Source organism: Microcoleus anatoxicus (genome assembly GCF_042465725.1).
Classification (GTDB): Bacteria; Cyanobacteriota; Cyanobacteriia; order Cyanobacteriales; family Microcoleaceae; genus Microcoleus; species Microcoleus anatoxicus.
Window position 1 is genome coordinate 246281 of the sequence record NZ_CP120853.1, and the last position, 15206, is coordinate 261486.

Sequence of the window (15206 nt, forward strand, 5' to 3'; positions counted from 1 at the left end):
GAACTCCTGCTTAATTCTTATGATTTTAACCAAGACGAATGGGTCGTTAAATAATTAGGAATCCACCATGGTAATTAGGTCACTAAAACTGATGGGAGTCGATTTTTTACAATCAAGGGCTGAGCCAGCGACTCAGGTGCAGATTGAGTGGGTGGAGACTACGCAACCAGAACTTGAAATAATGGGTGGGGTATGCTGTGAAAAATAGGGTAAATGTGGGGAACATTCGCAAAATCATTCATTTCTTTGATTTGCTGCGGGTGTTGGTCGATCGAGATATGAAATTACTTTACAAGCGATCGTCTTTAGGTATTGCTTGGACTTTAATCAGTCCGCTGTTACAGTTAGCTGTATTTTCCTTTGTATTTCGCTCCGTCATACCCATTAATGTTTCTAAGTTCTCTTCCTTTGCGTTCAGCGGTTTGTTAATATGGACTTGGAGTCAGACAGCGCTCTTCAAATCGACGGCACTCATTACCAACAACCGCGCTTTAATTAGACAGCCAAATTTTCCCACAGAAATTTTACCCTTGGTGACAACAACAACGGGATTAATTCATTTTTTGCTGGCGCTACCGGTGCTAATTATCTTTCTGGCTGTTGATGGCGTGCGACCCAGTTATGTACTGCTGATTTTACCGCTATTGATGTTTATTCAGTTTGTTTTGACGGTGAGTTTTGCTTATCCACTGGCTGCGTTGAATGTCACGTTTCGCGATACTCAACACACTTTGGGTGTGCTGTTACAGATGTTTTTTTACCTGACTCCAATTTTCTACGACCTGAACAGTGTCCCGGAAGCATATCGTGCATTCTATCAGTTAAATCCCATGGTACCTCTGATGCAAGCTTACCGCGATGTACTGTTGAGAGGTATTCAGCCGGATTGGCTAGCACTGTTTATTGTCAGCGCTGTTGTGGCTGCTCTTTTTCCGATCGGGTTGGGGATTTTTCGACGCCAAAGCGATCGTTTTGTGGAGGAATTGTAAATGCGTCCAGCTATTGTCGTTAAGGGTTTGGGGAAACGTTTTAACCGCTACAGTGCCGATCGACCTTTTACTATTATGGAGGCCGCTTTGTGGGGATGGTGGCGGATGAAACCCCAGGCTCATTTTTGGGCGCTGCGCGATGTGAGTTTTACGGTTTCTCCTGGGGAAATGCTGGGAATTATTGGCAAAAATGGGGCCGGTAAATCGACACTATTACAACTTGTTGGCGGTATTGGCTGCGCTGAGGAAGGGACTATTGAGGTTAATGGCAGAATTGGTGGTTTGTTGGATTTGGGTGCGGGTTTTCATTTGGATTTAACTGGTAGAGAAAATGTGTTTGTGGGTGCGGTGGTGGCTGGTTTGACTCACAAAGAAGCGGGGCGTCGGTTTGATGATATTGTTGAATTTGCGGAGTTGGAAAAGTTTATTGATAGCCCCATGCGGACTTACAGTACGGGGATGCAAATGCGACTGGCTTTTTCGGTGGCGGTTCACACCGATCCAGAAGTGCTTTTAGTAGATGAACATTTGTCGGTTGGGGATGTGGCTTTTCAAACTAAATGTTTGAATAAGATTAATGATTTTAAGAGTCAAGGTTGTGCGATTGTTTTGATTTCTCACATGGCTGAGCAAATTCAGAAAATGTGCGATCGGGCTTTGTGGTTGCGATCGGGTACAATCATGGCTTACGGGGAGACTGAAGCCGTAATCAGTCAGTATTTGGGAGAAATGGGTTCGGAAACTGAAATACTTAATCCCCTGATTCTTCCTCAAGTAACAACGGTTTCTCCACAGCGACTTAATCTAAATTCCTTCGGTTCTTTAGGTGTCAAAATTACGGATGTTAAAGTGTTACCGGATGGAGAAATTGAGAGTGGCGATTCTGTAACTATTGAGATAGATTATGCGGTGGTCAAGTCAATTTCTGGTGTGATATTTGGGGTGACAATTAGCCGGAAAGACGGTCAAATTTGTTTGGATATTAAAATCAATAAAATCGGTCAATTGCTACCGCTGGCTCAGGGTGAGGGCAAAATTAGGCTGTATTTAGATAGATTAGATTTGGGGAATGGTCAATATTATGTAAATGTTGGGGTTTATGAAAAAACCTTGGCTTATACTTATGATTATCGCCATCAGGTTGCTCCGTTGTATGTGCGATCGCCTTTACGCCAAAACACGATTCTTTGTCCTCCTTACCGCTGGGAGTGGGATGGTCAAATCGAGAGTGCACAATTAGCAAATCAAGTTGAACAAACTCACCCTGTTAATAAAAAAAATCCGAATTATGCCACAATTTTGACTCAGTTGAAAGAGCAGAGTCTGCCTAATTTTTTACTGTTGGGTTCTCAACAATGCGGTATTGAGGGTTTGTATCGATATCTGGAAAATTCCTTGCAAATTATTCAAGCAGGTGCTAGGAAAGTTCACTTTTTTGACTTAAATTACGATCGCGGTGTCGAGTGGTATAGCCAGCAGTTGACTCTGGGTGTGGCGGGAGATACAGTGCTGCGCTGGGAGATGACTCCTGAGTATATGGATCATCCTTTGGTAGCCCAACGGGTTTATAAGTGTTTCCCTGATGTGAAATTAATTATGATGCTCAGAAATCCAGTGCAAAGAGCATGGATGCACTATAATTTGGAAGTGGCGATGGGTTGTGAAGAGTTCGATATTACCAAGGCGATCGCCTCTGAGTGCGATCGGCTAGCAGGTGAAATTGAGAAAATTCGCTCTCATCAAAATTACCACAGTTTTAATCACCAGCACTACTCTTATTTGTCGCGGGGTATTTATGTGGAACAAATCCAGAATTGGCTGGACTATTTCCCAAGAGAACAGTTGTTGATTTTGAAGACTGAGGATTTTCAGGAAAATCCTGGTAAGGTATTTTCTAAGGTGTTGAATTTCTTGGATATTAGCGCTAGTGCTGTCAAGGAATACGAGATTAATATTGTGGAGGATTATAGTAAAATGCCGGAGGCGATGGAAGATAAGTTAATCGGTTATTTTAAGCCTTACAATCAGCAGTTGTCTGATTTGTTGAAAGAGGATTTTAGTTGGAGTTAGGGAAAGAGTTTTTTACCGCAGAGAGCGCAGAGAGCGCAGAGAGTGCTGAAAGAAACATGAATCATACCTCTTTCTTCTCTTCCTCTGTGTCCTCTGCGCTCTAGTAAGGTTAATTCAAAAAATCTTATTCACCAACACTTTATAAAGTATCAAAATGAAACGGATATTTTTAGTAGGTGCTCCCAGAAGCGGTACGACACTGCTTCAGAGTTTGTTAGCTGCTCATCCTGAAATTATTTCTTTTCCAGAATCTAAATTTTTTCAGTATTTACTATATCATAAGTTTGTTAAAAAGTTTCCCGATAGACTCTCAGCTTTTTTTAAGGATGAAATTAATCGTCCTGAGTTTTTGGAGAATTTTGATAACAGCCAATCTAGGGAACTTAAAGTTAGTTGGTTTGTCGGAGTTTTAGATAGTTTGGCTGCGGAAAAGCAGAAAAGCATTTGGTTGGAAAAAACACCGGAACACCTATATTTCATTCAAGATATAGAACGCTTTTTACCTGATGCTAAGTTTATCTATATCTGGCGCAATCCTATGGATACCATAGCTTCTCTTTATGAAGTTACTAGGATTTCCCCGGAATTGTGGGGCGATGGCTGGGATTTAGACCATTGTATTAAACGTTGGGAAGAAGGGGTTTTAACTAGCTACAGTCATGTTCACAAGTCTAATCATAAACTGGTGAAATATGAGAATTTATTAGAAAATAAAACTAAATTTATAGCGGAGATATGTGATTTTCTTGAGATTGAGTATGATAGTAAAATACTGGTTAATTATAAATCAAAAGCTGCTAGTTTGAGTTTAAATTTACCTTGGCATCATGGAATTGAAAGAGATATTCAAATCACTCAAATTCATAAATATCATAGTTGTTTTAAAAGCCAGGAAATTCAATATATTTTAGATAAAATCAAGGGTGTAAATTCGGAAATTGGTTATCGGGTTAAGGTGGAGGTGACTGAACCTATTTCAGATATTGAGATTCCACAAATATTCGATCGCCTTTACTGCACTGTCCAGCTAGAAGGTGTTAAACTGGGAGTTGTTGAATTGCCAGTATGTGACGGGATGGTGGCTGGCGCAGTTTTGGCGGATGCGATCGCTGCTAAGTTTGCTTGGCCAATTCTGCAACGCTTTTTTCAATATAGAACCTGGGAAAGTATACGTCAATTATCGGAAAGTTCTCTGAGTAAATTGCATCGAAAAATTGAATGGAATGATTTTTTACAGGAGATATGGGATGGTTTTGATGATGATTCTAATCCTCAGTTAAGGAGGAATGAATTATCAATTATTAGTCATAATCAAGACTTGATTGTGGTGGAAGTGAGCGAAGAATTGCCCAATATTCAAGTTGATTTTTCGGAAATTGATGTGTTGGTGAAAATCGGCGGTGTTCCGATTGGGATTGTCACAGTTGCGGTTGAAAATAATTTCGTTTCTGCTGAAAAAGTGCGATCGGCAATTATTCAATATACCAATTTTGAATTGTGTGTCGCTGCTGTGCGGGAGGCTTTGTTGGGAAAACCGCTAAACGGTAAGATGTCCCTGCGATCGCATTTAGCCTTGTCAGCTCAAAAAATGGCGAATGCCTCCAAGAGCTTGAATCCAGGGGTGTCTGGCGGTATTTACCCACGGGATGCGGTGATATTTGGCAGGCATCAGGGGGCGATCGGAACCAGTGTTAGTCGTCGGGCCACACTACCAGTGGCGGCGCTGCGGGAATTAGCAGAAGCGGCGGAAATTGCGAGGGAAAAGATGATTCAAATCCCCTTAGAAAAAGACTTTCCCAAACAAATAATTTACGCACCGGAAATCTTTTATCAAAATCCAGGCGAGGGAGAAGTTTCTAAATCAGTTAAACCTCAATTTCTTAACAATAAGACTGTTACTCAACAACTGCCAATATTTGCCTACCGCCGGATTTCTCCCGACGGGTTCAATGCAGTGACTCCGCAGGTTTTTGCACAACATTTACAGCATCTTAAAAAGCAAGGTTATTATAGTGTGAGTTGGGAAAAATGGCAAAATGCAAAACTAACTAAAACTGCTTTACCTGGTAAACCTGTATTGCTGACTTTTGACGGCGGCTATCTCGACTTTTTGGAATATGCTTTCCCTCTGCTAAAACAGTTTGACTTTACTGCGACTGTTTTTGTAGTAACAGATTCCATAGGTAAGACAAATAGTTGGGAAAAAGCAGATTCGGAAGCAGTGCAATTAATGGGATGGCCCGAACTTATACAACTGCGGGATGCTGGGATGGATATTGGTTCCATGTCTGCTACTTATCAACCTCTGACTGGTTTGTCACCCACAGAAATTGTCCGGGAAGCGGCAAAATCTCGTGCTATTTTGGAACGCGGATTGGGGAAATCTGTCAAATGTTTTGCTTATCCCTACGGGAGTGTGGATCAAATTGTCGAGCATTTAATAGGAGCTGTAGGCTATACTTTTGGTGTATCTTACGGCTTAAAATTTAGTAGTTTTGCAGATTCTTTATTGTCGCTTCCTCGGATGCAAGTTACCGCCGCTAATTTTAGGAAATTAGGTTTGTAGAATCAGAGGGCACTCCGTTGGGTGGCTGCGGGTTGATTGAAATTTTTGGTTTTCATCACATATGGTTGATGAAACCTGCCCCCACAATGGTATTAACGCAACTAACAACAGTATTTATGGGTGGAAATTATGAAATACGATCCTAATAAACACCACCGCCGCTCAATTCGCCTGCCAGAATATGATTATAGGACTCCCGGTGCGTATTTTATCACTATTTGCAGTTGGCAGCGCGAATGTTTATTCGGCAAAGTCATTGATGATACAATGCAATTGAGTCCCTATGGTAAGACTGTTTTATTCAATTGGAGCATTCTTCCAAAACGTTACTCAAACGTGGCATTAGACAATTTTATTGTAATGCCAAATCACGTACACGGAATTATTGCTTTAAAAGATAGCCAAGCAATAAATTATACAGAATCCGATAAACTTGGGCTGAGAAAATCAAAAATCCATCCTTTATCAGAAATTGTGCGGGGTTTGAAAACATCTTCAGCGCGGCGAATTAACCAAATACGATATTTGACTGGCGTATCAGTTTGGCAACGAGGTTATTACGAACATATCATCCGCAATGAAGAATCATTATTTGCCATTCGCGAATATATAATTAATAATCCTTTGTTGTGGGCAAAAGATGAATTATATCCTGATAATGCAGTCAAAATTAATGAATCTAGTCCGCTGTCGATCGAGTGGAATGGCAAATCTTATCTACAGTCGATCGTACTGTAATATTGTGTCAATAGCCCTCCGGGGCGGGTTTCACCAACAATCTATGGGAGAAACCAACAATCTCCAAAACCCGCCCCCACCCAACGACAAATCCCAATCTACATTTTGGAAAGACGATCGCACCCTCAAGTTAATCTGGGCGATCGGCTGGGTGGGGGCGGGTTTATCTAGATTGTCTGCTGGTATTAAATATTATTCGTAAAACCCGCCCCTACAAGGCCTCTTACCAACCCCCAAAAATTACCATTCTATCTAGCCAAAATTCCCGTAGGGGCGGGTTTCACCAACAATCTATGAGAGAAACCAAGAATATAATAAACCCGCCCCACCCAACTCGACATCATTTTTATGCGATCGCCACAATTATTGTAGGGGCGGGTTTCACCAACAATCTATGAGAGAAACCAAGAATATAATAAACCCGCCCCCACCCAACAAACAATCCAAATACATATGTTTTAAAGCCTCGCACAAATCAGGTTAATCTAGATTATCGGCGGTGTGGGGGCGGGTTGATCTAGATTGTTTGTATTCATCAAATATTCTTCTTAAAGCGGAGTGTGATATACATCACCCCAGGAATAACAGCAATAACCTCAGCAGGTATGTTACCAGTTATCGCAAAAAAGATAAGTGTAGCGACATAGCAAGATCCAAAGAATAGAGCATTAGAAACCATAAGTACCTCAGTAACGAGTGGGGAGAAGAATGAGAAATTTAGAGATTTTGTAAGATCACAGTACGAGTTTCCATTCAATTAGTTTCCCCAACGAGTGGGGAGTTAATCGAAGGAGTAAAGATTGGGCGGATTAGTCAGTTCGATATTTCCATTCAATTAGTTTCCCCAACGAGTGGGGAGTTGTATTCAATCATTCATAGTCGTACTGACCAGCAAAATTTTCTGTTTCCATTCAATTAGTTTCCCCAACGAGTGGGGAGCTGAGCTTGCCGAAACTGAACTCAACAATTTCAAAACCCGTTTCCATTCAATTAGTTTCCCCAACGAGTGGGGAGATCAAGAATATCTGAACGGTTAAAATCTCTCAAAACATCTGGTTGTTTCCATTCAATTAGTTTCCCCAACGAGTGGGGAGAGTAGCAGTTCCCGTGACGCTAGCAATATCTATACCTATACAATCGTTTCCATTCAATTAGTTTCCCCAACGAGTGGGGAGATTTTGCGCGGTGGGCTTGGCAATGACACTTTGTTTCCATTCAATTAGTTTCCCCAACGAGTGGGGAGTGTTGAATCAATTCCAAGAAATATGGACACGTCGCAACGGTTTCCATTCAATTAGTTTCCCCAACGAGTGGGGAGGCTATCAATTCCGCCCGCCGTTCTCGCCTACTTAATTGTCGTTTCCATTCAATTAGTTTCCCCAACGAGTGGGGAGACACTATTTACGGTCGCCAGTACGATTTTGAAATTCGCGAACCGATTGTGTTTCCATTCAATTAGTTTCCCCAACGAGTGGGGAGGCAAATATATTTCGCTTATACCCTTTATTCGAGGGATTTTCCAAAGTTTCCATTCAATTAGTTTCCCCAACGAGTGGGGAGGTGAGGATGTTACTATTGTGCCACCAGGGCTAGCGTTTCCATTCAATTAGTTTCCCCAACGAGTGGGGAGACCTCTCCTATATTCAAGTCGAGAAAGAGTTAACTAATTTGTTTCCATTCAATTAGTTTCCCCAACGAGTGGGGAGTATTTTAAGCTTGAGACTATTGATAATCCAGAGCTAAAACTGTTTCCATTCAATTAGTTTCCCCAACGAGTGGGGAGGTTAGCTACTGAGCAACAAGGTCTTACTACTGTAGGGTTTCCATTCAATTAGTTTCCCCAACGAGTGGGGAGTCTGTTTTAGTTGTAGTAGCAATCCACGGTCTAACTGGATATTTTCCTGTTTCCATTCAATTAGTTTCCCCAACGAGTGGGGAGCTGTAACATAACAGTGAAACAGTCAGCGTCTGGCAACGTCTATGTTTCCATTCAATTAGTTTCCCCAACGAGTGGGGAGATGCCGAAAAAATAGCGCACTAACATGGAAAAAATTGCGTTTCCATTCAATTAGTTTCCCCAACGAGTGGGGAGCGCCTTACCATACCGAAGAGTTACAGATCACGGGGGGTTTCCATTCAATTAGTTTCCCCAACGAGTGGGGAGTTGAGAGAACTGGTAGAGCATCCTCCCCCTTGTATTCTGTTTCCATTCAATTAGTTTCCCCAACGAGTGGGGAGTTCAGCAATGACATGGGTAACCAAAAGGTTATCATGTTTCCATTCAATTAGTTTCCCCAACGAGTGGGGAGTATTCGGCGGTGCAATTTCTATCTTATTGATTGGCACTGCAAGTTTCCATTCAATTAGTTTCCCCAACGAGTGGGGAGTTTAGACAAGAAATTTAAAGTTAAGCTTGAGTTTAATCCTACTTGTTTCCATTCAATTAGTTTCCCCAACGAGTGGGGAGAAGAATGAATGACTTAGCCTATCTAGCAGAACTGGAAATGAAGTTTCCATTCAATTAGTTTCCCCAACGAGTGGGGAGATCAGACAAACCAGGTGACAACGAAAGACTTTGCGGTTTCCATTCAATTAGTTTCCCCAACGAGTGGGGAGAAGGAACTCGAATGATGCAGTGTGTTGACAATCTCAGGTTTCCATTCAATTAGTTTCCCCAACGAGTGGGGAGGCTCCGAGGTTTGTTCGATAGAATTGCAAAGCAGTTTCCATTCAATTAGTTTCCCCAACGAGTGGGGAGGCTGCAAACGCGCAGGGTTAGTGTGGAGAAGTTGACGGTTTCCATTCAATTAGTTTCCCCAACGAGTGGGGAGGCGGGTAGATATCAATTCACCAGAAGGCTACGCAAGTTTCCATTCAATTAGTTTCCCCAACGAGTGGGGAGTAAATGATGCGATGGCTGACGGTACTCTAGGTACATTGCTCTCTACCGTTTCCATTCAATTAGTTTCCCCAACGAGTGGGGAGATTAACTTAACCACCAGCTCAATCAATCCTTCCTTCATCGAGTTTCCATTCAATTAGTTTCCCCAACGAGTGGGGAGACAACAAGTTTGCTGTAGCTTTCGCTGTAGTAATACTTGGTGGTTTCCATTCAATTAGTTTCCCCAACGAGTGGGGAGACTTCCACCCGTGCTCAGTTGAAGGCTGCTGCTCGTAAGTTTCCATTCAATTAGTTTCCCCAACGAGTGGGGAGCGTAGATAGTATATGGAAAGAGGATGATGCCGAGTTCACTGCGTTTCCATTCAATTAGTTTCCCCAACGAGTGGGGAGCGCACCCCTAACTGGAAGGAACAGCTACTATGTCACGAGTTTCCATTCAATTAGTTTCCCCAACGAGTGGGGAGGAGCCCCTACGACTCCAGTCCCATGCTTCAGTGGAAATGACCTTGTTTCCATTCAATTAGTTTCCCCAACGAGTGGGGAGTTCAAACTACCAGGAGACAGTCATGACTACTACAACCGTTTCCATTCAATTAGTTTCCCCAACGAGTGGGGAGCTCCCGTTCCAGTAGTTCATAAGTGTATCCCTATACTCTGTCTGTTTCCATTCAATTAGTTTCCCCAACGAGTGGGGAGAATCGGTGGCGCTGCTGAGGCACTTAAATTGGTGGCTGGTTTCCATTCAATTAGTTTCCCCAACGAGTGGGGAGTTAAAAGCGCAAGAAGCTAAGCTACAAAAGGAACTCACTGGTTTCCATTCAATTAGTTTCCCCAACGAGTGGGGAGCTTAACCTTGTACTGTTGTGAAACCTGAAAATATTTACGTTTCCATTCAATTAGTTTCCCCAACGAGTGGGGAGAAAAAAAGCCAAAGAATACTACGGCAAGCAAAAGTTGTTTCCATTCAATTAGTTTCCCCAACGAGTGGGGAGAAACAGTGTCGCATTAGAGCTTATTACCTCGGCAAACAGTGGGGGTTTCCATTCAATTAGTTTCCCCAACGAGTGGGGAGTTAAAGACTGAGTTTCATCTAGAATGTGCTAACTGGCAATAGTTTCCATTCAATTAGTTTCCCCAACGAGTGGGGAGAGAAAAAAAGCCAAAGAATACTACGGCAAGCAACAAAGTTTCCATTCAATTAGTTTCCCCAACGAGTGGGGAGTTTTATTCCCGAATTTACCAAACACAGTGGCTCTAAGCCCGAGTTTCCATTCAATTAGTTTCCCCAACGAGTGGGGAGAAGGGAAAGGATAAAAAAGAAGCCTCAGAGGAGTATTTGCAGAGTTTCCATTCAATTAGTTTCCCCAACGAGTGGGGAGATGTATTGCAATTAAATATCTTGTCGCTGCTGATAGACCCCGTGAAGTTTCCATTCAATTAGTTTCCCCAACGAGTGGGGAGATTGAGTGTATTCGGTACGATTCAGCCCGACGTGCTCGCAGGAGTTTCCATTCAATTAGTTTCCCCAACGAGTGGGGAGCCGATGTTGGCCGACCTCTATCAGAGAATTGATAATTTGGTTTCCATTCAATTAGTTTCCCCAACGAGTGGGGAGTGGACCCCAATGTCTGACATGGAGCTCGCCTCCTTCTTCTACGGTGAAGAAGTTTCCATTCAATTAGTTTCCCCAACGAGTGGGGAGTTTACAATGATTCTAATGCTAAAATTGTGTTAATTTTACGCAATGTTTCCATTCAATTAGTTTCCCCAACGAGTGGGGAGTCTTTCGTAAGTTGCGATAGGCTTCTGCTTCTTGTTTCCATTCAATTAGTTTCCCCAACGAGTGGGGAGTACCGACGCAGCAAGAACGCTCAGAAATTTTGAGCATTCAGTTTCCATTCAATTAGTTTCCCCAACGAGTGGGGAGTCCTCTATATTAAACCTCATACAGCGCAAGATGTCTAGAGGCCATTTGCGAGGCTCAGGAATTTTTTCTAGAAATCACACCTGTGCCCGCTAAACAAAAATCCTGAAACCCTTACCCAGTAATGCTGCGAGGCTCCCGACACAAAAATGACGTTTCAGCCAATTTACCGCCAGCCTCGCAACACCAGCTAAATAATCACTGATCCAGGTGCTTTTGTCACCGGTGCTCCCACTCCCAAAACCTCCACCTGTCCCAAAGTATGGCGCGACACCGGATAAAACCGGATGCTATCCTCTTCCAGATTTACCTTTTTCCCAAGTCGCGATCTTAATTCATCAAACTTAGCTCGACTGAGTACACACTCAAAAGCACTATACTGCACCCAAGTCCCGTAACCTTCCAACAAATCATGCACTTTACAGCGCCGTTTGTTGTCAGGAATATCGTAAATCACCACATAAAAAAGCACGGCTTAGCGAATTTGGTAAGGTTTATAAAGCTCCGTTGGATTGTAAACAAACTGTTTGTAAGCTTTGATTTGTTGGTTCAGCAAATCCCACTTAGGTTGTTTACCGGAATCCGTTTCAATTTCCTCCTCCATACGCTCTAAAAAAGCTTTCAGGTATTTGCGCCTCCCAGAATCATTTAAGAAACATCCGCCGTTACTATAGACAAAATCATTGCCAGCATCCACAAATCGGCGATTGACTAAATAAGTAACTAACGAATCAATAATTGGGGCCCGAAATTCCTCAATCAAATCCGAAGCCAAAGCCGCATGGCGTTCCGTTCCCTGATGCAAACAAGCGGAATAAGGATCGAGCCCTTGCAACTCGATCAAACTCAACAAATGATTCCACAAAACTTGATAGCCAAAACTGAGCATAGCATTAACCGGATTACCCGGAGGGCGACGCGATCTACCCACAAACACAAAATCAGGATTGCTCAAACACTCTTCAAAAGCCGAAAAATACTGAGCCGCCCCCGCACCTTCCATCCCCATCAACTTCTCAATAGTTTCAGCCTCCCCAGCTTTTTTGATTAAATGTTCCAAACAGTTAATGGCAAAAACAATGACATCAGAAGCTTGTCGGCGCTGCTGTCGCATCAGGATCACCCGACTATTTTTCAGCTTAGCTTGCACAATGCGTCTGGCTACTTGCAGGCGATCGGCAAAACACAACTGTTGCTGATAGCGAGAAAGTTGTCGGTAGCCCCGTTCGATAGGAAGAATCCGCCCGTAACAGTAACCCATCCGCGAAAGATAAGCAATAGGAATATTCCGCCACAGACAAGTCCTAATTGCTTGAGTTGTGACTTGAGATTGACCAAAAATCAGCAGTTGTTCGAGGAGAGGAAGCTGAACTTCAGCCAGCACAGATTCGCCTTTTTTGATAACCAACATTTCTTGGTGCAAGGAAACGTAACAACCAGGTTGAGAAACGTAGACGGTACGCATAAAGATTTTTTTGGTAATCAGAAACCGGGTTTTTTCCAAAATACTTCGTCACAGCACCTAAAAACTGATAAAAACCCGGTTTCTTAAATTTTTGGAATCATCGTAGGGGCGGGTTCACCAACAATATTCGCCACTCATTGACAGAAAAAATAAACCCGCCCCCACCCAAAGACAAATCTCAATCTACATTCTTTGCATTATATATGAATCAATGTTGATACAGATTATTGGTTGTGTGGGGGCGGGTTTATGTAGATGGTTGGTGGGTTTCAAATATTGTTGGTCAAACCCGCCCCTACAGCATTTGGGTCAAGATAGTCAATGTTGATGGAGATTATTGGTTGTGTGGGGGCGGGTTTATGTAGATGGTTGGTGAGTTTTAAATATTGTTGGTCAAACCCGCCCCTACAGCATTTGGGTCAAGATAGTCAATGTTGATGGAGATTATTGGTTGTGTGGGGGCGGGTTTATGTAGATGGTTGGTGGGTTTCAAATATTGTTGGTCAAACCCGCCCCTACAGCATTTGGGTCAAGATAGTCAATGTTGATACAGATTATTGGTTGTGTGGGGGCGGGTTTATGTAAATGGTTGGTGGGTTTCAAATATTGTTGGTCAAACCCGCCCCTACAGCATTTGGATCGAGATATATCAATTTATTTCCGTTCTAAATTTTCCGAATCTTGCGGGAGAATTTGCGATGATTCCGATCCATAATCTAAGGGAGTTTTGATTTCTTTGGCGCGGGAAGGTTGGAGGTAGCGAACAATTTGGTCAGCGATGGTCGATGCGAAAAAAGTTGCTACCGTGACTAGGAATGTGTTAGAAATTACGGCGGCTAATCCCAGGGGTGCGATTAAGAGGATGATGAGAGTGATGGTGCCGTTGACGGCGGCTAGGGAGAAGTTGCGGATTGTGGATGCGCGAGATGTGATGTACATAGTTGTGTTATTTTGGGTTGAATATGGATGGTCAAATTTGGTTGTAGATGCAGGGTGAAGGTGAAAATTTTAGTTAAGTTTATGAGGCTGCCTGGGGTTTAAAACCTAGGTTCAAAGTCCGCCAGGGGTTAAAAACCCCTGGCTCAAAGCTCAAGTCCTCTTAAAGAGGACTGGGGAGTTTATAGATAGAATTATGCAGTCGGTTTCAACCGACTTTCGCTATGAGACGGGGGTTTTTAACCCCCGGCGGATCGGTGAAATTGTGGCAGGTTTCTTGGCTTATTTTTGAATTTCGTAATGAATTGACTCCCACTTATCTATCATTAACTCTCCAACACCTCTTTCAGTAAATCACAGATTTTACTATTGATAATATTAAAGGGATTATTGTCTGGCAATACTGTTTTTAGACGCAAAATATCCCGCAAAATTTTAATTATTTTTCCTCCATCTTCTAGTTCCGAAACCCCTTCAAAACTGTGGACGCAACGATTCCGCTGTTCGCAATATTCGTTTAATTGTTCAATGGGTTTCAATAAGCTATCAAACTCCTGTTGATAGTATTCTAAAATTGCAATCTGCATCGGACGGTTGGGAAACCCTTCTAAATTATTAAATTTTCTACCATTGGGCAGGCTATATTTTTTCAGAAATTTGTAAAGTCTTCCAGCATCTACTTGTTTAATTTTGTTCCAAAAGCCTTGAGTTTGTGTATAACTTTCTGGCCAATCTAATCCCAGCTTCGTTTCCACTAAAAAGCGGAGAAATCCCTCTTGAAATCTGAACACATCCACCAAAAAATCCGCATATTGCTGATTTTTTAGTTTGATTATAGCTTTGAAATAAACTTCTTTGAACAGGGATATCCGATTTTTTTGACGCAGACTGCTGATTTCTGAAATAAATTCCGGTTCGACAATATCAGCAAAAGGCTGGATGGCGTTGAAAGCGCGGTTAAAGTCAAAAGCGATGCGGTACTGAGCATACTCAAGTAAAGCAATAATGAGGTTGGTGGAGAGATTGCTACCTTCGAGAGTCACTAAAGCGCCACTATAATTATAATCTTCAATTTGTTTCTTGACAACCTTGAAATCAAATTCATTTTTCAAGGTATCAATATTAGTTTGAAAAACGCGAGACTGTTCGGGGTTCTTTTTATCAGGATTTCGCACCTGCCAAACCGAACTATGACGAGCATATCCAGCAGCTTGTAAAAGGCTCCAGGAAGTTTTCATCACAGGCGTTCCAGAAGAAGCATTAAATTCCAAGCGGTCTTGTTTGCTCAAGTATGGCTTTGCTTTTTCTAAACCTTTTCGAGCTTCTTGAACTGCTAATAAGAGACTGACTGGATCTTGAGAAAGTTCTGCACCGACGGGGACTAATTCGATGCTTTCTTCTGGAAGATTAAAATCTTCGCCTTGCAGCCAATGTTTGGTATCGCTAGCTTTTTCAAGCATATCTTCAGTGTAAAGGAGAATGACGCGGCGAAGGTTGTATTTTTGGTTGAGAAGGTGGCCGATTAGGGTGGCTATGGAACCTTGTTCGTTGTTCTTTTCGGAGTAGGGGTCTTGGCTGCCGACGAAGGAGAGGACGATGCTGCTGGCCATTGTTGT

9 protein-coding genes and 1 CRISPR repeat array are annotated in these 15206 nt (G+C 42.5%); of the genes, 5 read left to right on the top strand and 4 right to left on the bottom strand.

The genetic code is table 11. The annotated features are described in order from the left end of the window. The first annotated feature begins 197 nt into the window (after nt 1-197). The 5 genes from P2A85_RS01105 (at nt 198) to P2A85_RS01125 (ending at nt 6565) form a co-directional block, all read left to right on the top strand. Nucleotides 198-989 (top strand): ABC transporter permease, encoded by a 792-nt coding sequence (locus P2A85_RS01105; RefSeq protein ID WP_377477092.1) that lies wholly within the window; start codon nt 198-200, stop codon nt 987-989. Then, on the top strand, nt 990-3059 hold the full coding sequence (locus P2A85_RS01110; protein WP_377477093.1) for an ATP-binding cassette domain-containing protein: 2070 nt from the start codon (nt 990-992) through the stop codon (nt 3057-3059). A gap of 154 nt (nt 3060-3213) precedes the next feature. Further along, complete coding sequence (locus P2A85_RS01115) at nt 3214-5625, top strand: sulfotransferase (protein WP_377477094.1); 2412 nt, start codon at nt 3214-3216, stop codon at nt 5623-5625. Nucleotides 5626-5754: 129 nt separating this feature from the next. Continuing rightward, nucleotides 5755-6363 carry a transposase gene (locus tag P2A85_RS01120; RefSeq protein ID WP_377477096.1) on the top strand — a complete coding sequence of 203 codons (609 nt, stop codon included), beginning with the start codon at nt 5755-5757 and terminating at the stop codon, nt 6361-6363. A 4-nt stretch (nt 6364-6367) separates the two neighbouring features. After that, on the top strand, nt 6368-6565 hold the full coding sequence (locus tag P2A85_RS01125) for a hypothetical protein (protein WP_377477098.1): 198 nt from the start codon (nt 6368-6370) through the stop codon (nt 6563-6565). Nucleotides 6566-7031: 466 nt separating this feature from the next. Next, nucleotides 7032-11192: direct repeats of the CRISPR family, unit length 36 nt; unit sequence GTTTCCATTCAATTAGTTTCCCCAACGAGTGGGGAG. Nucleotides 11193-11379: 187 nt separating this feature from the next. Here P2A85_RS01125 and cas2 read toward each other — a convergent pair. From cas2 to P2A85_RS01145, 4 genes are all read right to left on the bottom strand, one after another. Further along, the gene (cas2, locus tag P2A85_RS01130; protein WP_341735128.1) at nt 11380-11661 is read right to left on the bottom strand and encodes a CRISPR-associated endonuclease Cas2; all 282 of its coding nucleotides are present in this window, start codon (nt 11659-11661) and stop codon (nt 11380-11382) included. A gap of 3 nt (nt 11662-11664) precedes the next feature. Beyond that, nucleotides 11665-12654 carry a CRISPR-associated endonuclease Cas1 gene (gene cas1 / locus P2A85_RS01135; RefSeq protein ID WP_377477099.1) on the bottom strand — a complete coding sequence of 330 codons (990 nt, stop codon included), beginning with the start codon at nt 12652-12654 and terminating at the stop codon, nt 11665-11667. Between the two features lie 654 nt (nt 12655-13308). Next, nucleotides 13309-13593 (bottom strand): CRISPR-associated protein Csx18, encoded by a 285-nt coding sequence (csx18, locus tag P2A85_RS01140; protein WP_377477100.1) that lies wholly within the window; start codon nt 13591-13593, stop codon nt 13309-13311. Nucleotides 13594-13916: 323 nt separating this feature from the next. Continuing rightward, entirely contained in the window at nt 13917-15200 is a 1284-nt protein-coding gene (locus P2A85_RS01145; protein WP_377477101.1) for a hypothetical protein, read from the bottom strand. Between the last annotated feature and the right edge of the window lie 6 nt (nt 15201-15206).

Coding starts and splice junctions, on each gene's coding strand:
- P2A85_RS01110 (WP_377477093.1), top strand. CDS start 990: ATGCGTCCAGCTATTGTCGTTAAGGGTTTGGGGAAACGTTTTAACCGC.
- P2A85_RS01115 (WP_377477094.1), top strand. CDS start 3,214: ATGAAACGGATATTTTTAGTAGGTGCTCCCAGAAGCGGTACGACACTG.
- P2A85_RS01120 (WP_377477096.1), top strand. CDS start 5,755: ATGAAATACGATCCTAATAAACACCACCGCCGCTCAATTCGCCTGCCA.
- cas1 (WP_377477099.1), bottom strand. CDS start 12,654: ATGCGTACCGTCTACGTTTCTCAACCTGGTTGTTACGTTTCCTTGCAC.
- csx18 (WP_377477100.1), bottom strand. CDS start 13,593: ATGTACATCACATCTCGCGCATCCACAATCCGCAACTTCTCCCTAGCC.
- P2A85_RS01145 (WP_377477101.1), bottom strand. CDS start 15,200: ATGGCCAGCAGCATCGTCCTCTCCTTCGTCGGCAGCCAAGACCCCTAC.